The following is a 23,316-nucleotide window of genomic DNA, read 5'->3' on the forward strand; positions in this document are numbered from 1 at the left end:
GCAGAATGAAAACGCTGCTGATGATAGACAGTTCGCTGGGACAGGCTCGCAGCCATCTGGCGAAAAATTTGCTCGCTGCTGCTGCGGCGAAAGCAGGGCATCAGGTGGTCGATCAGGCCGCTGACGCTGAAGTTGTGATCGTGGCCGGTGAAACCGTACCCAACGATGCGACGCTGACAGGTAAAAACATTTATACCGGCGATGTGGCGGATGCCGTTCGCGATCCTCAGGTATTTCTGGCTCGCGCACTGACAGAAGCCAAACCTTACGTGGCACCGGCTGTTGCCGTGTCAGCACCTGCCGCTGGGGCTGGTCCAAAACGTATCGTTGCTATCACCGCCTGCCCGACCGGCGTGGCGCATACTTTCATGGCGGCTGAAGCCATTGAAAGCGAAGCGAAAAAACGCGGCTGGTGGGTGAAAGTGGAAACCCGCGGTTCCGTCGGTGCCGGTAACGCCATCACGCCTGAAGAAGTGGCGGCGGCAGATCTGGTCATCGTTGCGGCTGACATCGAAGTGGATCTGGCGAAGTTCGCCGGTAAACCGATGTACCGTACCTCTACCGGTCTGGCATTGAAAAAGACCAAACAGGAGCTGGATAAAGCACTGGTTGAAGCGGAAGTGTTTGCCCCTAACGCACAGGGCGCAACTTCCACGGCGAAGAAGAAAGAAGCGGGCGGTTCCGGGCCATATCGTCACCTGCTGACCGGCGTGTCTTACATGCTGCCGATGGTAGTGGCGGGTGGCTTGTGTATCGCGCTGTCTTTCGTTTTCGGTATTAAAGCCTTTGAAGTAAAAGGCACGCTGGCGGCTGCGCTGATGCAAATCGGTGGCGCTTCAGCCTTCGCGCTGATGGTTCCGGTTCTGGCGGGCTTTATTGCCTTCTCCATCGCTGACCGTCCTGGCCTGACGCCGGGTCTTATCGGCGGTATGTTAGCCGTGAGCACCGGTGCCGGTTTCCTTGGCGGTATCATCGCCGGTTTCCTCGCGGGTTACGTGGCGAAAGCTATCAGTGGCAAGCTGAAGTTACCGCAAAGTATGGAAGCCCTGAAACCTATCCTGATCATCCCGCTGGTCGCGAGCCTGATTACGGGTCTGGTGATGATTTATGTTGTCGGTACGCCGGTGGCAAAAATCATGGCAGGTCTGACCGCATGGCTGCAATCTCTGGGTACTGCGAACGCCGTACTGCTCGGCGCAATCCTCGGTGCGATGATGTGTACCGACATGGGTGGCCCGGTAAACAAAGCGGCTTACGCATTCGGCGTCGCGTTGCTGAGTTCTTCCGTGTACGCACCAATGGCCGCCATCATGGCTGCCGGTATGGTGCCACCACTGGCGATGGGTCTGGCGACCTTGCTGGCGCGTAACAAGTTCGAGCAAAGTGAACGCGAAGGCGGTAAAGCAGCGCTGGTTCTGGGACTGTGCTTTATCTCCGAAGGTGCGATTCCGTTCGCTGCCCGTGACCCGATGCGTGTTCTGCCGTGCTGTATCGCCGGTGGTGCGTTGACCGGTGCGTTGTCCATGGCATTCCATGCGCAACTGATGGCACCACACGGTGGTCTGTTTGTTCTGCTGATCCCTGGCGCAATCACACCGGTGCTCGGTTACCTGGTGGCGATTATCGCCGGTACCGTTCTGGCGGGTGGCGCTTATGCGGTTCTGAAACGTTCAGATGCGCAGCTGGCGGCTAAAGTAGCCTGATAATTGCTGTTCAGCAGGTGAGATAAGCGCGACTTAAAAATGAGTCGCGCTTTTTTTTTGCAGATGGCCGCTGCAAGTGACGGCATGGATAACGCGATCGAGAAAGTTTCGGTTTTTCATGTGCGGTGCTCACTCAGCTCAGGTAAAAACCTTGGGTTGCCACCCAAACCGGCCTCAAGGAGCGCCTATCGCCGCGCCCCTTGAGAATCCCGGGCTCTTAAACTGCGCGCTATCGCTGGGTCGACGGACGTGTTCTGTTACTCCGGCGTGTGGCGCGAAATCTTGCCGCTGCGCGGTGCCTTCCCTACGGGCTTCGAGCCTTGCGGTCTCGAACCCTCGGTCAGCAAAATTTCTGAGCGCGCCATCCCACCCTTCTCAGACCAAACACTCTGGCGTTGAATTTAGATAAGCTTCCGGCCGCTTTCAAAAAGCATGCTGAATTACATAGCCAGTGGCCGCTTTCAGAAAGCTTGCCGAGCGAAGTGTTTCGAGACCAATGGCTCGAAACCGAGTAAGGGAACCGCGCAGCGGCAAGTTTTCGCGGCAATAATTATGGCTGCTGAAACATAGCCAGCGAGCGGCAGCGCGCAGTTGAAAAGCGCGGGTGTCCAGAGGGCGCGCGCGTTAACGCGCCCTTTGGGCCAGTTTGGGCGGCGAGCCCAAGGTGTTGAACTTGAAGCCAGTCTGAGTGGCAGCCCAAGGTTTTGACCTGAGTTTTTAGCATCACTGCAAGTGATAAACCGAAATCGTCTCGATCCACGCCTTTAAGGCCGCCACTTGCAGCGGCTATCTGCAAATTTAAGCCGCGACTTCAGCCGCCGCTTCCCCTTTTAGCCACGCGATCTCATCTTTCCAGATCTCCGGATCAACCGTCTCGAGGATCATCGGGATGCCGTCAAACCGCGCGTCACGCATCATCCAGCTGAACACCGTGTTGCCAATGTTCCCCTGACCGAGGCTGTGGTGGCGGTCGACGCGGCTGTTGAATTCGCTCTTCGCATCGTTGAGATGCATACCGCGCAGGTACTTAAATCCGACAACGTCTTCGAAATGTTTGAAGGTCTTCTCGCACTCTTCGACAGTTCGCAGATCGTAACCGGCGGCGAAAGCGTGGCAGGTATCAATGCAGACGCCGACGCGGCTTTTGTCTTCGACGCCATCAATAATTTTCGCCAGATGCTCAAAGCGGAAACCCAGATTGCTGCCCTGACCGGCGGTGTTTTCGATGACAGCGGTGACGCCCTGCGTCTGTGCCAGCGCGATGTTCAGGGATTCAGAAATGCGTTCGAGACATTTGTCTTCGTCGATTTGCATCAGGTGGCTGCCCGGATGAAAATTCAGCAGCGAAAGGCCGAGCTGTTCGCAACGTTGCAGTTCATCAAGAAAGGCTTCGCGGGATTTTTCCAGCGCTTCGGTGACCGGGTGACCGAGGTTAATGAGATAGCTGTCATGCGGCAAAATCTGGTTGCTCTGATAGCCATACTTTTCACAGGCTATTTTGAATTTTTCGATGACGTCTTCCGGCAACGGTGCCGCTTTCCACTGACGCTGGTTCTTGGTGAAAAGCGCAAAAGCCGTGGCTTCCAGCTCGTGTGCCCGCAGCACGGCCTGATCGACGCCGCCCGCAGCACTCACGTGTGCTCCTATAAACTTCATTTCCGCTCCTCATTTCTTCTTCATCTAAGGGAGAATGATAGCGCCTGCACAAGGCAGGCGCAGCAGAGAAGTGTTAAAACCCGCAACATTAGCCAAAAAGATGCTGAACCAGTTCGTTGATCCCCGCGCCGCCAGCAATCAGCCAGACAAACAATATCGCCGCCAGCAACATCGGTTTCAGCCCCGCCTGACGCAGCGCGCTGATGTGTGTTGTCAGGCCAAGCGCTGCCATCGCCATCGCAAGCAGTACGGTGTCGAGCGTGATGAGCTGTGGGATCCAGCTGTGCGGCAGAATATCCAGCGAGTTGAACGCCGCCACCAGAATGAACATCAGCGCGAACCACGGGATGGTGATGTTACGCAAACCTGATTTCTCACCGGCTTCTTTCACACTTTTGCCGCGGGCAATCCAGCCGGATAACAGCAGCAGGAACGGAGCCAGCATCATGACGCGGATCATCTTGGCAATCACCGCTGCGTTTTCAGCGTCCGGGCTGACACCCTGACCGGCGGCAACCACCTGCGCCACTTCATGCACCGTTGAGCCGGTATAAATCCCGAACTGTTCAGCCGTGAAGTTCACCCAGTGATAATGCGCGTTAAGCTGCCATAACCACGGATACAGGAAGATGGCGGCGGTGCCGAAAATAACGACCGTAGCCACCGCGACGGTAACTTTTTCGGCTTTGGCGTTAAGCACCGGCTCTGTAGCCATCACGGCGGCCGCGCCACAAATGCTGCTGCCTGCGCCGATGAGCATCGAGGTATCGCGGTCTAATTTAAACACGCGTTGTCCCAGCCAGCAGGCCAGCGCGAAGGTGGAACACAGCATCATGGCGTCAATCAGAATGCCGGTTGCGCCGACGTCAGCGATTTGCGCGAACGTCAGGCGCAGGCCGTAAAGAATGATGCCGAGCCGTAACAGGCGCTGCTTTGCCAGCGTGACGCCTTCCTCGCACCATGGCCGGGCGGCAGGATAAAACGTGTTGCCGATAACCATGCCGATAACGATCGCCAGCGTCAGTGCGCTCAGCCCGAGCTGACTTAGCGCCGGAAAATCACTCAGCCAGATAGCCAGAGCAGTAATGACGCCGGTCAGCGCCAGGCCGGGAATGACACGGCTAATCCGCAGCGGTTGCGGAACGGTATTTTTGAGCGTGTCGCGTTTATTGAGCGGCAATGTATTCATCGTCGTTTCCTCATCTAAGGAGTGATGCGATAAGGCTACGCCGTGCTTATATAAAAATGAAATTGATTATAACTTTATAACCTATCTGAAAAACTGGTATAGAATGCGCTGAAAACCGGGGGCAAAATGGTCGCCCCGATCTACGGGTCTATACTGAAGAAAGAGAAAGCGTGCGATACGCGGCGGTTTTTCTTCTGAACAGATTTCTGAGCAGACATTTTTGAACAAGCCATCAACGGACCTGAGGGCTTGTAAGGATAGCGGGACATTTATGCACATAACATTGCGACAACTTGAAGTTTTCGCCGAGGTGCTGAAAAGCGGGTCGACCACGCAGGCGTCGGTTGTGCTTTCCTTATCACAATCCGCGGTGAGTGCCGCACTGGCCGATATCGAAGGCCAGCTTGGCGTGCAGTTATTTGACCGTGTCGGTAAACGGCTGGTAATCAATGAGCATGGGCGTCTGTTATACCCGAAAGCGCTGGCGCTGCTTGAGCAGGCGGGCGAAATCGAGCGCCTGTTTAATCACGATAACGGTTCGCTTCGCATCGGTGCCAGCAGCACCATCGGCAATTACATGCTGCCGGCGATGATTGCGGAATACCGGCTGGATTTCCCGCATACGCCGATGGAGCTTAATGTCGGCAACACCAATGACGTGATTAACGCCGTCTCTGATTTTCGGGTGGATCTTGGTCTTATCGAAGGGCCGTGCCAGTTGCCGGAGCTGATTACGCAACCGTGGCTGGATGACGAACTGGTGGTATTTGTCGCGCCGGAAAATCCGCTGGCAGGGCAGACGGTTTCACTGGAAACACTGGCGCGGGAACCGTGGATTTTGCGTGAACGTGGCTCGGGTACGCGTGAAGTGTTAGATCACATGTTGCTGCCGCAGTTGCCGGATTTCAATCTGGTGATGGAACTGGGAAATTCCGAGGCCATCAAGCACGCGGTGCGTCACGGAATTGGCATCAGCTGTCTGTCGCGCCGGGTGATTGCCGAGCAGCTTAGCAGCGGCTCGCTGGTGGAAATCCGCCTGCCGGTTGCCCCGCTGGTGCGTAAGCTTTATCTCATTCATCACCGTCAGAAACACATCTCAAACGCCTTATCGCGGTTTTTAACCTATTGTCGCGAATCCTGATTACGGTCTTTCACTAATGATCCACGGCCTGTTATGAAGGTGTCTTATAACAGGTCGTTCCTGCTATTCAGAGCGGCAGGTTTTGCTACAATCCGCGCTTAAATTTTATAATGACGAGCGGATATAGGGTAAAAATGGCTCAACAACCTACAAAAAATACGCAGGTGGCTCCCACACTGCGTCGCGAGCTCAAGGCACGTCACTTAACGATGATCGCCATCGGCGGTTCAATTGGTACGGGTTTATTCGTCGCCTCCGGCGCGACAGTTTCACAGGCGGGCCCGGGCGGCGCACTGCTGTCCTACGCACTGATCGGCATTATGGTTTACTTCCTGATGACCAGCCTCGGTGAACTCGCGGCCTTCATGCCTGTTTCCGGTTCATTCTCCACGTATGGCTCCCGTTATGTCGAAGAAGGTTTCGGTTTCGCACTGGGCTGGAACTACTGGTACAACTGGGCGGTAACTATCGCCGTTGACCTCGTGGCCTCACAGCTGGTGATGAACTATTGGTTCCCAGACACGCCGGGCTGGATCTGGAGCGCCTTGTTCCTCGGCCTGATCTTCCTGCTTAACTACATTTCCGTACGCGGTTTCGGCGAAGCGGAATACTGGTTCTCGCTGATCAAAGTGGTCACCGTCATCATCTTCATCGCCGTGGGCGTGCTGATGATCACCGGCATTATGCGCGGTGCTGAAACCGCGGGCTGGCATAACTGGACTATCGGTGATGCGCCGTTCGCAGGCGGATTTGCCTCGATGATAGGCGTAGCGATGATCGTCGGTTTCTCCTTCCAGGGAACCGAACTGATTGGCGTGGCCGCCGGTGAATCTGAAAACCCGGGCAAAAATATCCCGCGCGCAGTGCGTCAGGTGTTCTGGCGTATCCTGCTGTTCTATATTCTGGCGATTCTGGTCATCAGCCTGATCATTCCTTACACCGATCCAAGCTTGCTGCGTAACGAAGTCGGCGATATCTCCGTCAGCCCGTTCACGCTGGTGTTCCGAAATGCCGGTCTGCTGTCTGCTGCTGCGGTGATGAACGCCGTGATCCTGACCGCCGTATTGTCTGCCGGTAACTCAGGCATGTACGCGTCAACCCGTATGCTGTTTACGCTGGCCAGCGAAGGCAAAGCGCCGCGCATGTTCGCCAAACTGTCGAAAGGCGGCGTGCCGCGCAATGCACTTTACGCCACCACCATTGTGGCCGCGCTGTGCTTCCTGAGCTCAATGTTTGGTAACCAGACCGTTTACCTGTGGCTGCTGAACACGTCCGGTATGACGGGCTTTATTGCCTGGCTGGGCATCGCGGTGAGCCATTACCGTTTCCGTCGCGGCTATGTTTCACAAGGTCTTGACCTGAAGAAACTGCCTTATCTGTCCGGTTTCTTCCCGTTCGGCCCGGTCTTTGCCTTTGTGCTGTGTCTGATCATCACGCTGGGCCAGAACTATCAGGCGTTCCTGAAAGATACCATTGACTGGGGCGGCGTTGCGGCGACGTACATTGGTCTGCCACTGTTCCTGATCATCTGGTTTGGCTACAAGCTGACCAAAGGCACCAAAGTGGTGAAATACAGCGAAATGGAATTCCCGGAACACGTTGAGAAATAACTGACCGGAACGGCTATTTTGTTGCAAAGGCGGAGCTCAGGCTCCGCTTTTTTAATACCTTTCTTTCCGTAATGCTTTGTTACTTCACCCCTGTTTCCCCGCGCCCGATCTCTCTGTAACCTTGATAGGTTCTGTAAACTGCATTGATAATCGTTATCATTTCTTTTATTGTTAGCCCCACTTCAGGGAAACGTAAAGGAATCGGAAGAAGATGAATTATCAGCAGAATTTTATCAGTACGCTGTTCAGCAAACGAATTGCTGGCGGATTATTAGGATGCACCCTTGGCATGTTGAGCCTGAGCGCTCAGGCGGTGACGGTCACGGATATTGCCGGAAGAACGGTCACGGTGCCGGATGACGTCCAGCGTGTAGTGCTGGGAGAAGGGCGGTTGTTCTTTGCCGTTTCCCTGCTCGAAGGCCAGAAGCCGTTTGACCGCATTGCGGGCTGGCAGGGCGATTTCCGTAAGCTGGATCCGCAAACGTACGCGATGTATCAGGCTAAATTTCCGCAGATCGACAAAATCCCGCTGATTGGTAACACCAGCGCCGACAGCATCAGTCCCGAAAAAGTGCTGACGCTGAATCCGCAGTTAGCGATTTTTGGTTTGTCAGGCCACGGGCCGGGCAAAGAAAGTGCGCTGGTGACACAGTTGCAGAAAGCCGGTGTGCCGGTGGTCTTTGTGGATTTCCGCTCGTCGCCGCTGAAAAATACGCTGCCGAGCATGGAATTGCTGGGCAAAGTGCTGAACCGCGAAAAACAGGCGCAGGACTATATCCGCTTTTATCAGGACAACATCAAACGCGTCACGGATGTGACGAAAGACATTCCTGAGCAGGATAAACCGAAAGTCTTTATCGAATTACGCGCTTCAACCGCGGATGAATGTTGCCGTTCTGCCGGTAAAGGCAACATGGGTGATTTCATCGATCAGGCGGGTGGGGTTAATATTGCCAAACCGTTGCTGCCGGGGCCGCTGGGTCTGGTCAATCTCGAAAAAGTGATTGCGGCGCAGCCGGATGTTTATCTGGTCAGCGGCGGCGGGAAACCGGCGAAAGCGGGTGATCCGGCGCCAACCGGGTTAGTGCTCGGCGCACAAACCACGCCGGAAGAAGCACGTGCCAGCCTGACGCCGCTCTTGCAGCGTAAAGGCATCAGCACGCTGAAAGCCGTGGAAGATGGCCGCAGTTTTGGCATCTGGCACAATTATTACAATTCGCCGTATAACGTGCTGGCCGTGCAGGTCTTTGCCAAAGCATTTTATCCGGAGAAATTTGCGGATTTGGATCCGCAGGAAACGCAGAAACAACTCTATAAGCAGTTCCTTGCCGTGGAACCGACAGGCACTTACTGGACGGACGCGGTTAAACCGGAAAGCGGCAAGTAATTCCCGCCGTCAGTTTTTACGTTAAAGAGACAGAAGCGAATCATGAGTACAACGACCGAACCCGCGCTGGCGGTGAAAGCCATTACCGACAACAGCGTGATGGGGCGATACCAGAATATCGTCCGCCGCCGTCTGTTAATCATGCTGGTCCTGGTGCTGGCGATTATCGTCTCACTGGTGATTGATTTCATTATGGGGCCGTCGGGGTTGTCACTCGGTACGCTGTGGAAAACGCTGTTCGATGCGGCAGCGGCAGATCCGGGCACGCGGGTGATTGTGTGGGATATCCGCATGCCTTACGCGCTGATGGCAGTGGCGGTGGGGATGTCTCTGGGGCTGGCGGGTGCAGAAATGCAAACCATCCTGAACAACCCGCTGGCCAGCCCGTTTACGCTCGGGGTTTCTTCTGCGGCGGCGTTCGGCGCGGCACTGGCTATCGTGCTGGGTATCGGCATTCCGGGGATCCCGGATCAATGGTTTATCTCCGCGAACGCCTTTATCTTTGCGCTGCTCGCCGCGCTGATGCTTGACGGCATCACCCGCTGGACGCGCGTCGCCAGCTCCGGCGTGGTGCTGTTTGGTATCGCGCTGGTCTTTACCTTCAACGCCTTGGTTTCCCTGATGCAGTTCATCGCCACCGAAGACACCTTACAGGGCTTAGTTTTCTGGACGATGGGCAGCCTGGCGCGTGCGTCGTGGATGAAACTGGGCGTGATGCTGCTGGCGTTTCTGATTCTGCTGCCGTGGTCGATGATGAGCGCGTGGAAGCTGACCGCACTGCGTCTGGGTGAAGATCGCGCGGTGAGTTTTGGTATCGACGTGCGCCGTTTACGTCTGGGCACGTTGCTGCGTATCAGTATTCTTTCCGCGCTGGCGGTGGCGTTTGTCGGGCCGATTGGTTTTATCGGGCTGGTCGCGCCGCACATTGCGCGCCTGATGTTTGGTGAAGATCACCGTTTCTATCTGCCGGCGAGCGCGCTGATTGGTGCGCTGGTGCTGTCGATGGCGTCGGTCGCGTCTAAAAATCTGGTGCCGGGCGTCATTATTCCTGTCGGTATCGTGACCTCGCTGGTCGGCGTGCCGTTCTTCCTCAGCATTATTCTTCGCCACAGGGGGAACGTCTGATGTCAGCGATGCTCGAAACCGATCCGCAAACGTTGCTCAATGCCGCCACGCAGGGGCTGCAAATCCGCGATTTCAACGCCGGTTATCCGAAGCGCCCTGTGATCCGCAACCTGAACGTACCTATGCTGCCGCGTGGGAAAATCACCGTGCTGCTCGGGCCGAACGGCAGCGGGAAATCCACCTTGCTGCGTTCGCTGGCCGGGCTTAACCGGGCGGAAGGACAGTTGCTGCTCGACGGTCACGACTTAATGCCGATGCCGTTTGCCCGCCGTGCGGAGCAGGTGGTGTATCTGCCGCAAACGCTGCCAGCCGGTGTACATCTGCATGTGCTGGAATCCATTATCGTGGCGCAGCGTGCTTCCGGCGGTAAAGGAAAAGCCTCTGAAGGCACGGACAGCGTGATGGCGCTGCTGCGTCAGCTTGGTATTGAACATCTGGCGCTGAGTTATCTGGATCAGCTTTCCGGCGGGCAGAAACAGCTGGTCGGGCTGGCGCAATCGCTGATCCGCCAGCCATCGCTGCTGCTGCTTGATGAACCGCTCAGCGCGCTCGATCTGAACTACCAGTTTCACGTGATGGATCTGGTGCGCAAGGAAACGCAAAAACGCAATATCGTGACCGTGGTGGTGGTGCATGACATCAATATCGCGCTGCGCCACGGCGACCGCGTGCTGATGCTCAAGGACGGTAATCTGATTGCTGACGGCGAGCCGGAAGCGGTGATCACCCCGGAAAGTCTTGCGCGCGTTTACGGCGTGCGCGGGAGAATTGAACGCTGCTCGCAGGGAACGCCGCAGATCCTCATCGACGGACTGGTCAGCGACCCTTCGATTTAAGTTCTGACGAAATAAAAACGGACGCAGCCAACGCAGCGGCGTCCGACTTTCACATTGTGAGCCTGAAACTAATAAAAACATCCTGATAAACCGGGCGGGTTTGTTCGCGCCGCGTTTACCGGTTTGACGGAATTTAATTACAACGTCCCGCACCGGCGGGGTTGTTTTATCTCATGGAGAGAAGAAATGGTTAAGGTCAAATTTACACCGGCGATCAAAGCCGGGCTGCTCGCTCAGTTGTTTGCCGCCGCGTGTCCTGCGATGGCAGAAGAGGTTTCTGAAGTGAAAGAAAAAGAAGACCAGATGGTGGTGACGGCTTCCGCCATCCAGCAAAACCTCAAAGATGCGCCAGCCAGTATCAGCGTCATCACCCGCGAAGACCTGCAAAAAAAACCGGTTCAGAACCTGAAAGATGTTCTGAAAGATGTGCCGGGCGTGCAAATCACCAATGAAAGCGACAACCGTCAGGGCGTCAGTATTCGCGGGCTGGGCAGCGGTTACACCCTGATTCTGGTTGACGGCAAACGCGTGAATTCCCGCAACGCCGTATTCCGCCATAACGATTTCGATTTAAGCTGGATCCCGGCGGAATCAATCGAACGTATCGAAGTGGTGCGCGGGCCGATGTCCTCACTTTATGGTTCCGATGCGCTGGGCGGCGTGGTGAACATCATCACCCGCAAAGTCGGCACCGCGTGGCACGGCACATTGAGCGCGGACACCACGGTTCAGGAACACCGCGATCGCGGCGACAGCGGCAACGGAAATTTCTTCGCCAGCGGCCCGCTGGTTGACGATCTGCTCGGCGTAAAAGTCTATGGCGCGCTGGGTAAACGTGAGAAAGATCAGGCCAGTTCCGCCAGCGGCAGCACCGGCCAGCCACGCATCGAAGGCTACACGTCGCGCAACGCCAATGTGGAATTCTCACTGACGCCAACCGAAGATCAGGATATGACGTTCGGCTACGGTATGGATCGTCAGGACAGAGATTCCGATACGCTGGATAAAAACCGCATTGAGCGCGAAAACTACTCGCTGGGCCATAACGGGCGCTGGGGGCTGGCGAATACTGAACTGCGTTTCTACGGTGAAAATATCGAGAACAAAAACGCTGAAACCATCACCTCGAAGAATAATTCCCTCGACGGCAAAGTGGTGATCCCGCTGGGGGATTACAACCAGTTCCTGACGTTCGGCGGTGAATACCGTAACGATAAACTCGAAGATGGCGTCAACATGAAGAGCGGCGGCAGCACGCAGGCCAACCAGTACGCGCTGTTCCTCGAAGACGAATGGCGTATTTTCGAAAGCCTTGCGCTGACCGGCGGCGTGCGGATGGACGACCATGAAAACTACGGCGTCAACTGGAGCCCGCGTGCGTATCTGGTCTACAACGCCACCGACACCGTTACGCTGAAAGGCGGCTGGGCATCGGCCTTCAAAGCGCCGTCCCTGTTACAGCTCAGCCCGGACTGGCAAAGTGCTTCCTGCCGCGGCAGTTGTAATGTGGTGGGCAGCAAAGACCTGAAAGCAGAAACCAGCGAAAGCGTGGAATTCGGCATGTACTACGCCGGTCAGGAAGGCTGGCTGGAAGATGTGAGCGCCAGCGCCACGGTTTTCCAGAACGATATCGACGACATGATCACCGTTATCCGCACCGCCAACCGCAATCTGGCGCCGACCTACGCGAACTTTGTCGGCTTTGATGCCAGCGGTAATCCGATCTTCCGTTACTACAACGTCAATAAAGCCCGCATCCGGGGTCTGGAAACCGAAGTCAGCCTGCCGGTTACCGACGTGCTGAACCTGAAGCTGAACTACACCTACAACGACGCGCGCGACCTGAGCAACGGCGGAAATAAACCGTTGTCCGAACTGCCATTCCACACCAGCAATGCCACGCTGGACTGGAAACCGTGGGATGCCTGGAGTTTCTACGTTTCCGCCAACTACAAAGGCAAAAGCCGCACTGTCACCGACGGTAACGCCACGCCGGGCGGATACACCGTCTGGAACACCGGCGGTTCGTATCAGGTGAATAAAGCCGTGAAACTGCGGGCCGGGGTGCTGAACCTGACGGATAAAGACCTGAACCGGGATGACTACAGTTATAACGAGGACGGACGCCGGTACTTTGCGGCTATCGACTACAGTTTCTGATTGCAGGAGGCCGCTGCAAAAGCGGCTTTTTTCTCGCTTGCAGCGAGGGGCTCGGATTGAGGATATTTTTGGTATGTCGCTGGCCGCGAAGACTCTTAGGCTCTGACCGAGAAGGTTTCGGTTTTTCAATTGCAGTGATCGCTTAACTCAGGTCAAGACCTTGGGTTGCCACCCAAACCGGCCTCAAGGGTGGTCTTTCGCCACCACCCTTGAGAATCCCGGGCTCTTTAACTGCGCGCTACCGCTCGCTGGCTATGTTTCAGGTACCACATCTATTGCCGCAAAATCCCGCCGCTGCGCGGTACCCTCAGTTCGGGTTGCAAACCTCGCAAAAACACGCTCGTTTTTTCACCACTCCTTCGGCGTCATTTTTGAAAGCGGCTGGAGGCTTTTTCACTTTATCACTGTGGATTGGTTTGCTCCTCCCCCCCGTGAGAGGGGAAGGAGCAAATCAGAAACACCAGCATTTATCTCCCGAATTACTTAGTCATTGGCCGCTTTCAAAACGACGTTGAGTGAGAGGTGAGAAACAGCGAGAGTCTTTTTCCGAGCAGGTTCGAACCCGAAGCGAAAGGACCGCGTAGCGGCGGCGTTTGCGGCAATAGCAGGATTTTCTGAAACATAGCCAGCGAGCGGTAGCGCTTGTTGAAAAAAAGCGTGGGAGATCAAAGAGGGAGGCGCTTTCCTCCCTCTTTGGCGGTTTCGGTGCAGTGCTTCAAGTGATCACTGCTCGTGAGAAACCGAAACCTTCTCGGTCAGCGATAAACCAAGTTATCTTCGATCTGAGCTTCCGGTGGAACCGGAAAAGTTTGCCAGCTTTCTAAAAGCGATCACTTCCCGCTCCACGCCTTCAGATTCTGCTCTCTGACAGATAATTTCGCTTCCGGCGACAACTTATTGTAATCCTTCGCCAGACCGCTCTCCCAGTCGCCGTACAGCGGGTTCGGCAGAACGATATATTGGGTGCCGAACTGCTGATGGTTCTGGTTCACGAAGGCGCGGCGCTGTTCGTTGTTCTGATGATAAGTGGCGGATCCGAAGTCATTCAGATTATCGCCCACGTATAAGACAACGTGATAACCGGCGGCTTTAACTGCGTCAAAACGAGCCTGTTTGTTGGAGGTATCGGAACTCAGCAGCACGGTTTTGTCGTTGGCGCCGGTGAAGCCCAGGCGGTTCATATTGTCGACGGTCGCGGCGTATTCGCTGGTTTTGCGGTTTGATACATAGAACATCGTGCCGCCGTGGGTATTCACGTAGTTGGCGAATTCAACAGCGCCCGGAACGGCGGTTGCCTGACGGGCTGCTGTCCATTGTGACCAGGTTTTACTGTCGAACGGTTTGTTCGCTTTGACCTGCCACGCGCTGTAAGCGCTGTTATCAAGCATAGTTTCATCAAGATCGACGATGACGGCTTTCTTTTGTCCCGCCAGTGGCTTGGCCTGGTCATACGCCATTTTTGCGGTGTTGAACGCCTGATAAGCCAGCGCCTGATATTCACCGGATTGCTGGAACCAGTTCAGCGCCATTACCGACTGATCGTTCAGTTTCTGCTGGGCATCCGGCTTTTGCTGCGCGCAGCCGGTGAGAGCCAGCATGATCAACGCACTGGTGGTGCAAAGCGAAATTTTATTCATTAGTCATCCCTATGCTTGTTAAGAAAGATTCGCATTCATGAAAATCGTTAAAACTGTAGCAGATTCAGCGGGGTGTGGAAGAGTTTATGACGATTAACGCGAGGCGTGCCGGAAAATGGCAGAAATGAAAAAAGCCGGAGGGTGAGTCCGGCCGAAAAAAATCAAAGACAGAGAAATAACAATGAGGGAGGATATTTGACTTAAATCAGAACTGATAAACCAGACCGACAGCCGTCACGTCGTCGTTATTCAGAGCCAGTTTATTGTCGTCAGACAGTTGGTTGATTTTATAATCAACATACGCGGACATGTTTTTGTTGAAATAATAAGTTGCCGCTACGTCAACATATTTAACCAGGTCTGCATCACCGATGTTTTCAATATCTTTCGCTTTAGTCTGAACATAACCCAGTGACGGACGCAGGCCATTTTCAAACTGATATTGTGCAACAGCTTCGAAAGTTTGTGTTTTATTAGCGAAACCGCTGCCAGCAGGTGCGCCAGCAATACCGCCAGGCACGGTAATAGCGATCATATTACGAGTTTCAGCATACATAGCGGCTAAATAAACACCGTTTGCATCGTATTTCATGCCGCCGGTCCAGGCGTCTGCTTTATCGCCTTTACCGTAAGTAGAATTGCTCTGGCCGGTTGTGCGGTCAGAAGAAGCATAAGCGCCACCGAAGCTCACGCCGGTATCACCCAGTGCGTAAGTGGTCGACAGGGCATAGCCGTCACCGTTTGCGGTGCTGCTGCTGCGGCCGTCGTTTTCGTTTTTGCCCTGGTACTGAACGGCAACGTTCAGACCATCAACCAGGCCGAAGAAGCCGCGGTTACGGTAGGTTGCCACGCCGTTGGTGCGGCCAGTCATGAAGCGGTCAGCTTTGGTGTAACCGTCGCCGCCGAACTCAGGGAACATATCGGTCCAGGCTTCAACATCGTACAGTGCGCCGTAGTTACGGCCATAGTCGATGGAACCGTATTGACCGAATTTCAAACCTGCAAAGCCCAGACGGGTTTTGGTACCGGTCGTGCTTGGCGTTTTGCTGTCAGATTCAGCGTGGTTCGCCATCACGTTGTATTCCCACTGGCCGTAACCGGTGATCAGATCATTAATTTGTGTCTGGCCTTTAAAACCGAAACGAATGTAACTCTGGTCACCGTCATTGCTGGCAGAATCAGAGAAATAATGCAGCCCTTTAACTTTACCGTACAGATCCAGTTTATTACCGTCTTTATTATAAACTTCCGCTGCGTGAGCTCCTGATGCAATCAGTAAACCAGGAATTAAAAGTGCCAGAATATTACGTTTCATGAATTTGTACCCTGCATTTTTTATTAAAAGCTTTTCTGGAAAGCTTTATATGAAGTCTTGTGGAAAGACGCTAATCATCATTTTTGCTATTCATTCCGCATTGGCTGGGAATTTTCTTAGCGAGGATTTTTTACCGTAGATTTGTGATCAATTTATGACAATCAGAAATGAACTTTTCTTTTTTTTACAAGTCCTCCACTTTTTATGCCGAATTATAAGGCGAATTTGGTCGTGATTTCGGGCTGCGCCGCAGGCGGGTCTGTGTGACAATAGACCCCAACATTCCTGTCCCGACGTACAAAAAAGAGATGCATGGCGCTTTCCCCCGCAGTAAAAAATCAGATAAGCCAGTGGTATAAAGCCCTGCAACAGCAGATCCCGGATTTCATTCCCCGTGCTCCGCAACGCGAGATGATTGCGGAGGTGGCGAAAGTTTTCTCCGGTGATTCTGCCCGGCATCTGGCCATCGAGGCGCCGACCGGCGTCGGGAAAACGCTGTCCTATCTCATCCCTGGCATTGCCGTCAGTCGCGAAGAAGAAAAGCCGCTGATTGTCAGCACGGCCAACGTGGCGTTGCAGGATCAGATTTTCAGTAAAGATTTACCGCTGCTGAAAAAAATCATTCCCGACCTGAAATTTACCGGCGCTTTCGGTCGCGGGCGCTATGTTTGCCCGCGCAATCTGGCGGCGATGAGCAATGAAAACGCGCAAGGCGATCTGGGATTATTTCTCGGCGATGAACTTGCGCCTTCCAGCGGTGAAGAACAGAAACTGTCAAAAACGCTGGAAACTGCGCTCTCACGCTACGAGTGGGACGGTTTGCGCGATCACTACCAGAAAACCATCGACGATCCGTTGTGGATAAAAATAAGCACCGACAAAGCCAACTGCCTGAGCCGTAACTGTCACTATTTTCGCGAATGCCCGTATTTTGTGGCGCGAAAAGAGATTGAAAGCGCCGATGTGGTGGTCACCAACCATGCGCTGGTGATGGCGGCGCTGGAATCTGAATCCGTGCTTCCGCCGGCCAAAGATTTGCTGCTGGTGCTCGACGAAGGCCACCATCTGCCGGAAGTCGCACGCGATGCGCTGGAAGTGGACGCCGAAATTACGGCCGTCTGGAACCACCTGCAACTGGACAATTTTGTGCGCCAGATTGAGCAGTGTCTGGCGCTGTTTACTCCGAAAAATCCGCCACCGCTGACCAATCCCGAGCGCCTGCAAAATCACTGCGCGGAGATGCGCGAGCTGCTGTTGCTTATTGAACAATCGGTGAGCCAGTATCTGCCGCCGGACCAGCCGGAAGCCGAGTACCGTTTTGAGCTGGGCGCGTTGCCGCCTGAACTGACGGAGCAATGCAGCCGTCTGTTTAAGCTGACCGACGGGCTGCGCAGTCTGGCGGAATTCATGGTGAACGATCTCAGCGAAAAAACCGGCAAGCACGACATCATGCGTCTGCACCGGGCGATTTTGCACATGAGCCGCATGCAGGGTTATCTCGAAACCATGAGCAAACTGTGGCGGCTGGCGGCGCTGGATAAAGCGTCAAACGCGCCAATCGGCAAGTGGGTGACGCGTACATATTTTGATAACCAGACGCATCTGGTGTTTCACTGCGCGGGTATCCGCGTCAGCGAACAGCTGGAAAAAATGCTGTGGCGCAAAGTGCCGCACGTGGTGGTGACGTCCGCGACGCTGCGTTCGCTCAACAGTTTCTCGCGCATTCAGGAAATGAGCGGGCTGAACGAAAAAGCGGGCGACCGTTTTGTCAGCCTCGATTCCCCGTTTAATCACGTGACGCAGGGTAAACTGGTGATCCCGCAAATGACGCTTGAGCCGGTTCTGGCGAACGAAGCGGCGCATTTGCAGGAGATGGCAGATTTCTTCCGCACTGAGCTGGCGAAAGGAAAACATACCGGTCAGCTGGTGTTGTTCGCCAGTAACCGCGCCCTGCAACAGTTCGTCTCACTGCTGCCGGATCTGCGTCTGATGCTGCTGGTACAGGGCGATCAGCCGCGCTATCGTCTGGTCGAGGAGCACCGCAAACGTGTTTCTGCGGGTACCACCAGCGTGCTGATTGGTCTGCAATCCTTCGCCGAAGGGCTGGATCTGAAAGGCGAATTGCTGACGCAGGTGCATATTCATAAAATTGCGTTCCCGCCGGTGGACAGCCCGGTGATTCTGACGGAAGGCGAATGGCTGAAAACGCTGAAGCGTTACCCGTTTGAAGTGCAAAGTCTGCCGAGCGCGTCTTTCAACCTGATCCAGCAGGTCGGGCGATTGATCCGCAGCCATGAATGCACCGGCGAAATCGTGATTTACGACCGCCGCTTGCTGACCAAAAGCTACGGTTCGCGCCTGCTGGCGGCTTTGCCGGTGTTCCCGATTGAGCAACCTGAAATGCCCGCGCCGGGGTCGGTAAAACGTCCGGATCTCCTTAAAACCGCGAAAAAAGAGCCCGCCCGTCGTCGTACGCGCCGCCGGTGATTTTTCTCGCAGAGTCTTGTTTACCCTGAATAAGCAGTTGAACTGATAAGGTAACGGTACGATGGATTACACCAAACTCATCAAAGAAGTCGGACGCGGAAAAAACCATGCCCGCGATCTGGACCGGGAGCAGTCGCACGCGCTGTATCGCGAAATCCTCGCCGGTGACGTACCTGATTTACAGCTCGGCGCGTTGCTGATTGCGTTCCGTATCAAAGGCGAAGCCGAAGAAGAAATGCTCGGTTTTTACAGCGCGATGGAAGAGTTTGTGATGCGCCTTCAGGCACCGAAAAATCGCCCGCTGCCGGTGGTGATCCCGACCTATAACGGTGCGCGCAAACAGGCGAACCTCACGCCGCTGCTGGCGATTCTGCTCAGCCGTCTGGGTTTACCGGTGCTGGTTCACGGTGTAGGCGAAGACCCGACGCGTATCACCAGCGCCGAGATTTTCCGCGCGCTGGGTATCGAAGCCGCCCGGTCTCAGGAACAAGCCCAGCAGCAACTTGACGCAGGCAACGCGCCGGTATTTGTGCCGGTTTCCGTTTTGTGTCCGCCCATTGAAAAACAGCTGGCCCTGCGCTGGCAGATGGGCGTTCGAAACAGCAGCCATACACTGGCAAAACTCATCACGCCATTTATCGGGCAGGATTCACTGCGTTTATCCAGCGTTTCTCACCCGGAATACGTGCAGCGCGTTTCCTCATTTTTCCGCCAGATCGATGGCCGCGGCCTGCTCACGCAAGGCACCGAAGGCGAAGTGTACGCTAACCCGCAACGCTTCCCGCAGACGCACTTTATCGCCGGTGGCGAGCAAAGCGTTCTGGCTGAAAAGCAGGAATTTACGGATGCCGTTATCCCGGCCTCAAAAGACGTCGCAGCGACAGTGGCCTTTATTCAGGGATGCCTGAATGGCGAACGTGATATCCCGCAGGCGATCCTGATTCAGCTCGCGTGTTGTCTGGTGGGGAGTGGCGTTTCGGGGGATTTAGCGGAAGCGCTGATGATCATAGAACAGGTGTTTTAATCCCAGACCGGGGATTAGAGGCGGTTTTCTCCCTTGCAGGGAGGGGCTTACAGCAGGTGCTAAAATTAGAACGAGATAGTTTCGGTTTTTCATGCGCGGTGATCGCTCAGCTCAGGTCAAAACCTTGGGTTGCCACCCAAACCGGCAAGACCTTGGGCTAGCCGCCCAAACTGGCCTCAAGGAACGCCTATCGCCGCGCCCCTTGAGAATCCTGGGCTCTTAAACTGCGCGCTGCCGCTGCCGCTGCCGCTGCCGCTGGGACGATGGACATGTTCAGCTGCTCCAGCATGTGGCGCAAATCCAGGCACTTCGTGCTGCCTTCACTCGGTCTTCGAGCCATAGGTCTCGAAGCCGCTCCGTTCAGCTGGATTTTGAGCGCGCCATCTCACCATTTTGAAAGACCTCACAAAATTGCCTTTGAATTACATAGCCAGTGGCCGCTTTCAGAAAGCTTGCCGAGCGAAGTGTTTCGAGACCAATGGCTCGAAACCGAGTAAGGGAACCGCGCAGCGGCAAGTTTTCGCGGCAATAGCTGTGGCACCTGAAACATAGCCAGCGAGCGGCAGCGCGCAGTTAAAAAAAACGCAGGATTCCAAAGGGTTTCGTTTAAAACCCTTTGGGCCAGTTTGGGCGGCGAGCCCAAGGTTTTGACCTGAGCTAAGCGAGCTCCGCGCATGAAAAACCGAAATTTACTCGTTCTTAGAAAGCCTGCTGTAAGCGCCAAAAACCGAACAGGGTATTCGGTTTAATACCCGGAAACTCCTCTTACCCTGTTCAAATGTGTGGTTAAAAGCTAAAATAGGGCATGTGTGAAATTTATTTCATGATTTTAATGGCTTTTTTAAAAGCATAACCTGAGGTTTTAGTTATGGAAACGTTACCAAGTTGCCCGACATGTAAATCTGAATTCACCTGGCAGGACGGTGAAATGCTCAATTGCCCTGAATGTGGACATGTCTGGGCACTGGCCGGTGATGCGGCGGGTGATGACGATACGCTGAAGGTCGTGGATGCTAACGGTAATCTGCTGGCGGACGGTGATTCCGTCACGGTAATCAAAGACCTGAAAGTGAAGGGCAGTTCTTCCATGCTGAAGATCGGCACCAAAGTGAAAGGCATCCGTCTGGTCGAAGGCGATCACAATATCGACTGCAAAATTGACGGTTTTGGGCAGATGAAACTCAAATCTGAGTTTGTTAAGAAAAACTAATCCCAAATTCTGAAGCCTGCCCGCATTCAGCGGTTTTGCCGTATCGACAGAACCGCTGACTGAACATACACTCAATGTAAAATCTCTTTAACATTCAGCAGAGAAGATTACATGAAACAGGCTCAGGACTATTTTAACGCCCTCAATCACGACTACCTCGAAGTCCACCGGAACAAAGAAAATCTGTTCTGGCAAAACTATATGGGCACCGGCGATGAAAATGTCTCCAGTGCTTTCTCCGCTGCCGAAACGGCTTATAAACGCTTTATCTCCGAACCGACCCGTCCCGCGCAGCTGCGTGAGGCCATCTCACGTCTCGAAAAACAAACGCCGGATGCAGAACGTGATGCGCTGCTGCACGGCCTTCGCGGCTGGCTGAGTTTCTTCGACTGCAACGTCATCGAAGACCCTGAAGCGCTGGCGCTGCTCGATGAAATCATTCAGGCGGAATCTGCGCTGTTTGGCAAACGTAAGCAGTACCGCATGACGCACATCAACAGCAAAGGTGAGCGCGTCAATGCCTCGCTGGGTGAGCTGCTGACCAATCAGGCGAATAACGAAAATGAAGCGTACCGCCGCAGTTCGCAAAACGCCTTACGTGAGCTGGAAGAGTGGCTGCTGCATAACGGCTTGCCGCAGCTGATCAGCCTGCGTAACCGCTTTGCGCGTCAGCTGGGTTATCGCAATTACTTCGATTACAAGGTGAATAAAACCGAGCGCATGTCGCCGGAACAGCTATTCGCCATCCTTGACCGGTTCGAAGAGCAGACGCGTGAGAGCAACACGCGCAGCCTGAATGAGCTGGTTGCCCGCGAAGGTGACGCCGCGCTGTTGCCGTGGAATATCCGCTTCGCCAGCGCCGGTGACGTGACCCGTCAGCTGGATCCTTACTTCCCGTTTGCCGATTCCCTGCGTCGCTGGATTGACAGCTTTAAGCGCCTGAACATCGGTTTCAACGGCGCGGAAATGCAGCTGGATTTGCTGGTGCGTGAAGGCAAATACGAGAATGGTTTTATGCACGGGCCGGTGCCGCCGTTTTATGACAACGGTAAATGGATCCCTGCGGTGATCAACTTCACCAGCCTGGCAAAGCCGGATCAGATTGGCAGCGGCGCAAGCGGGCTGAATACGTTGTTCCACGAAGGCGGCCACGCGGCGCACTTTGCCAATATCCGCCAGAATGCGCCATGCTTCTCGCAGGAATTTCCGCCAACGTCCATGGCTTACGCCGAAACGCAGTCGATGTTCTGCGACAGCCTGCTGGAAGACGCGGACTGGCTGAAACGTTATGCGAAAAATACGGCGGGTGAGCCGGTGCCGGATGAACTGATCCGCGCCAGTATCGAAGCCCGCCAGCCAATGCGCTCTTTTAACGAGCGCCATATTCTGCTGGTGCCGTATTTCGAATGGCAGCTTTATCAGTGGCCGGATGAAAAACGCACGCCGGAAGCCATGATTGCGCTGGCGCGTGACGTCGAAACGCATATTCTCGGCGTGACCGGCAGCCCGCGTCCGACGCTGGCGATCCCGCATTTACTGTCGATGGAATCCGCCTGTTCTTATCAGGGCTACCTGCTGGCGCTGATGGCCGTCGAACAAACGCGTGCGTTCTTCCTCAAACGTGACGGCTATCTGACCGATAACCCGGCGATTGGCCCGGATCTGGCGAAGCATTACTGGACGCCGGGCAACAGCGTCAGCCACGACGATACCTTGCGCAGCCTGACCGGCGAGGGCTTCAATCCGGATTATCTGGCGCAGGCGTGTAATCAGACGGTAGACGCCGCGTGGGAAGATGCGCAGCGCACGATTGAGAAGGCTTCTGAGCGTGAACAGCCGGAAGCCAGTTTCGATCTCAACGTGCATATTCGTGTGGTAGACGGGAAACGCATCCTGGCTGACAGCGCCGACGGCGATGAGGCAATGTGTCAGGATTTCGCGGATTTTGTCGATCAGAATTACGGTTCGAAATAACCGCGTCGTAGCGTAAAAAAAACCGCCATCCGGTGCTGAACCGGTGGCGGTTTTTTGATGGCTTAAATCGCGGTTATTGGCGGGCGTCGGGGCGTATTAAATCGAACCGAAAATCTTCAGAAATACCGTAGTAAGCCGAAGGGCCACCAGCACGCAAAACCGGCTCGGCGAGGGCGGTCTGATAAATACCATCAACCAGCAGGTGCGGCGCGATATGCACGGCCACCACTTCACCGAGCACCAGCCAGGTATCGATTTTTCCGCCTGCGGCGGTTTCTAACTGAATGCACTGCGTCAGCTTGCATTCAAAGTTTACCGGGCTTTCCAGCACGCGGTCGGCCGCCACAATCTTGCCCGGCTGCGGCGTCAGGCCAGCAAACGCAAATTCGTCTTCGCCGCGTTCCAGCGTGGCCGAGCTTTCATTCATTTTGACCGCCAGCGGGCGCGTGGTCAGATTCCAGACAAACTCGCCGGTTTCGACGATATTCGCCACGCTGTCTTTCCAGCCGCTGCTGGCGAAACCAATGATCGGTGGACGATAATTGAAGCAGTTGAAGAAGCTGTAAGGCGCCAGATTTCGCTGACCGGCGGCATTGCGCGAGGAGATCCAGCCAATCGGACGCGGGCCGACAATGGCGTTTAACGGGTCATGCGGCAGGCCGTGACCGCTTGCAGGTTCGTAATAATAACGATCATCAACGCTCATGATATTCCTCAGTTAAAAGATTCATCAAAACACTGATTCGTACATTACCCGTTTTAAACAGGCACTGAGCGTTTTTATGTGCCCGGATGCGCGCGGCAGGCCGCCCTGGTTTGTGTTATCTTGTGCGCCATTAATGAATATCAACGCCCCATCGCA

The 23,316-nt window shown here is 54.8% G+C and carries 16 protein-coding genes; 11 read left to right on the plus strand and 5 right to left on the minus strand.

Translation table 11 applies throughout. From position 1 onward, the window contains the following. Positions 1 to 5: 5 nt before the first annotated feature. The gene (fruA, locus tag IV433_RS00300) at positions 6 to 1,703 is read left to right on the plus strand and encodes a PTS fructose transporter subunit IIBC (protein ID WP_195812901.1); all 1,698 of its coding nucleotides are present in this window, start codon (positions 6 to 8) and stop codon (positions 1,701 to 1,703) included. A 798-nt stretch (positions 1,704 to 2,501) separates the two neighbouring features. Here the strand turns inward: fruA and nfo are convergent. Together nfo and IV433_RS00310 are read right to left on the minus strand one after the other, a co-directional pair. Continuing rightward, the gene (nfo, locus tag IV433_RS00305; protein ID WP_165058213.1) at positions 2,502 to 3,359 is read right to left on the minus strand and encodes a deoxyribonuclease IV; all 858 of its coding nucleotides are present in this window, start codon (positions 3,357 to 3,359) and stop codon (positions 2,502 to 2,504) included. Between the two features lie 88 nt (positions 3,360 to 3,447). Further along, positions 3,448 to 4,548, minus strand: a complete 1,101-nt coding sequence (locus IV433_RS00310; protein ID WP_195812900.1) for a YeiH family protein — start codon at positions 4,546 to 4,548, stop codon at positions 3,448 to 3,450. Between the two features lie 271 nt (positions 4,549 to 4,819). Between IV433_RS00310 and yieE the strand changes: the two genes are divergently transcribed. The 6 genes from yieE to cirA all read left to right on the plus strand — a co-directional run bounded on the left by yieE (position 4,820) and on the right by cirA (position 12,807). Next, positions 4,820 to 5,689 carry a DNA-binding transcriptional regulator YeiE gene (gene yieE, locus IV433_RS00315; protein ID WP_195812899.1) on the plus strand — a complete coding sequence of 290 codons (870 nt, stop codon included), beginning with the start codon at positions 4,820 to 4,822 and terminating at the stop codon, positions 5,687 to 5,689. A 134-nt stretch (positions 5,690 to 5,823) separates the two neighbouring features. Further along, the gene (locus IV433_RS00320) at positions 5,824 to 7,299 is read left to right on the plus strand and encodes an amino acid permease (protein WP_195812898.1); all 1,476 of its coding nucleotides are present in this window, start codon (positions 5,824 to 5,826) and stop codon (positions 7,297 to 7,299) included. Positions 7,300 to 7,510: 211 nt separating this feature from the next. Further along, positions 7,511 to 8,686: an ABC transporter substrate-binding protein gene (locus tag IV433_RS00325; protein WP_195812897.1), complete on the plus strand. Its 1,176-nt coding sequence runs from the start codon at positions 7,511 to 7,513 to the stop codon at positions 8,684 to 8,686. A 42-nt stretch (positions 8,687 to 8,728) separates the two neighbouring features. Then, positions 8,729 to 9,811, plus strand: a complete 1,083-nt coding sequence (locus tag IV433_RS00330; protein WP_195812896.1) for a FecCD family ABC transporter permease — start codon at positions 8,729 to 8,731, stop codon at positions 9,809 to 9,811. Next, a complete protein-coding gene (locus IV433_RS00335; protein ID WP_104921353.1) occupies positions 9,811 to 10,647 on the plus strand; it encodes an ABC transporter ATP-binding protein in 837 nt (278 codons plus the stop codon). The genes IV433_RS00330 and IV433_RS00335 overlap by 1 nt, the downstream gene beginning before the upstream one ends. A 186-nt stretch (positions 10,648 to 10,833) precedes the next feature. Further along, on the plus strand, positions 10,834 to 12,807 hold the full coding sequence (cirA, locus tag IV433_RS00340; RefSeq protein ID WP_195812895.1) for a catecholate siderophore receptor CirA: 1,974 nt from the start codon (positions 10,834 to 10,836) through the stop codon (positions 12,805 to 12,807). 830 nt (positions 12,808 to 13,637) lie between these two features. Here the strand turns inward: cirA and IV433_RS00345 are convergent. Together IV433_RS00345 and ompC are read right to left on the minus strand one after the other, a co-directional pair. Further along, positions 13,638 to 14,444: a 5'-nucleotidase, lipoprotein e(P4) family gene (locus tag IV433_RS00345; RefSeq protein WP_195812894.1), complete on the minus strand. Its 807-nt coding sequence runs from the start codon at positions 14,442 to 14,444 to the stop codon at positions 13,638 to 13,640. A gap of 205 nt (positions 14,445 to 14,649) precedes the next feature. Further along, entirely contained in the window at positions 14,650 to 15,759 is a 1,110-nt protein-coding gene (gene ompC / locus IV433_RS00350; RefSeq protein WP_195812893.1) for a porin OmpC, read from the minus strand. Between the two features lie 312 nt (positions 15,760 to 16,071). Here ompC and dinG point away from each other — a divergent pair, with 312 nt between their 5' ends. The 4 genes from dinG (at position 16,072) to IV433_RS00370 (ending at position 22,454) form a co-directional block, all read left to right on the plus strand. After that, positions 16,072 to 18,246, plus strand: a complete 2,175-nt coding sequence (dinG, locus tag IV433_RS00355; protein WP_195812892.1) for an ATP-dependent DNA helicase DinG — start codon at positions 16,072 to 16,074, stop codon at positions 18,244 to 18,246. A gap of 61 nt (positions 18,247 to 18,307) precedes the next feature. Further along, the gene (gene ybiB, locus IV433_RS00360; protein ID WP_195812891.1) at positions 18,308 to 19,270 is read left to right on the plus strand and encodes a DNA-binding protein YbiB; all 963 of its coding nucleotides are present in this window, start codon (positions 18,308 to 18,310) and stop codon (positions 19,268 to 19,270) included. 868 nt (positions 19,271 to 20,138) lie between these two features. Then, positions 20,139 to 20,480, plus strand: a complete 342-nt coding sequence (locus tag IV433_RS00365; protein ID WP_104921359.1) for a zinc ribbon domain-containing protein YjdM — start codon at positions 20,139 to 20,141, stop codon at positions 20,478 to 20,480. Between the two features lie 111 nt (positions 20,481 to 20,591). Next, positions 20,592 to 22,454, plus strand: a complete 1,863-nt coding sequence (locus tag IV433_RS00370; protein ID WP_195812890.1) for a M3 family metallopeptidase — start codon at positions 20,592 to 20,594, stop codon at positions 22,452 to 22,454. Positions 22,455 to 22,527: 73 nt separating this feature from the next. Here the strand turns inward: IV433_RS00370 and IV433_RS00375 are convergent, their stop codons facing one another. Then, positions 22,528 to 23,160, minus strand: a complete 633-nt coding sequence (locus IV433_RS00375) for a flavin reductase family protein (protein ID WP_195812889.1) — start codon at positions 23,158 to 23,160, stop codon at positions 22,528 to 22,530. Between the last annotated feature and the right edge of the window lie 156 nt (positions 23,161 to 23,316).

The organism is Rahnella laticis (assembly GCF_015644585.1).
GTDB lineage: Bacteria > Pseudomonadota > Gammaproteobacteria > Enterobacterales > Enterobacteriaceae > Rahnella > Rahnella laticis.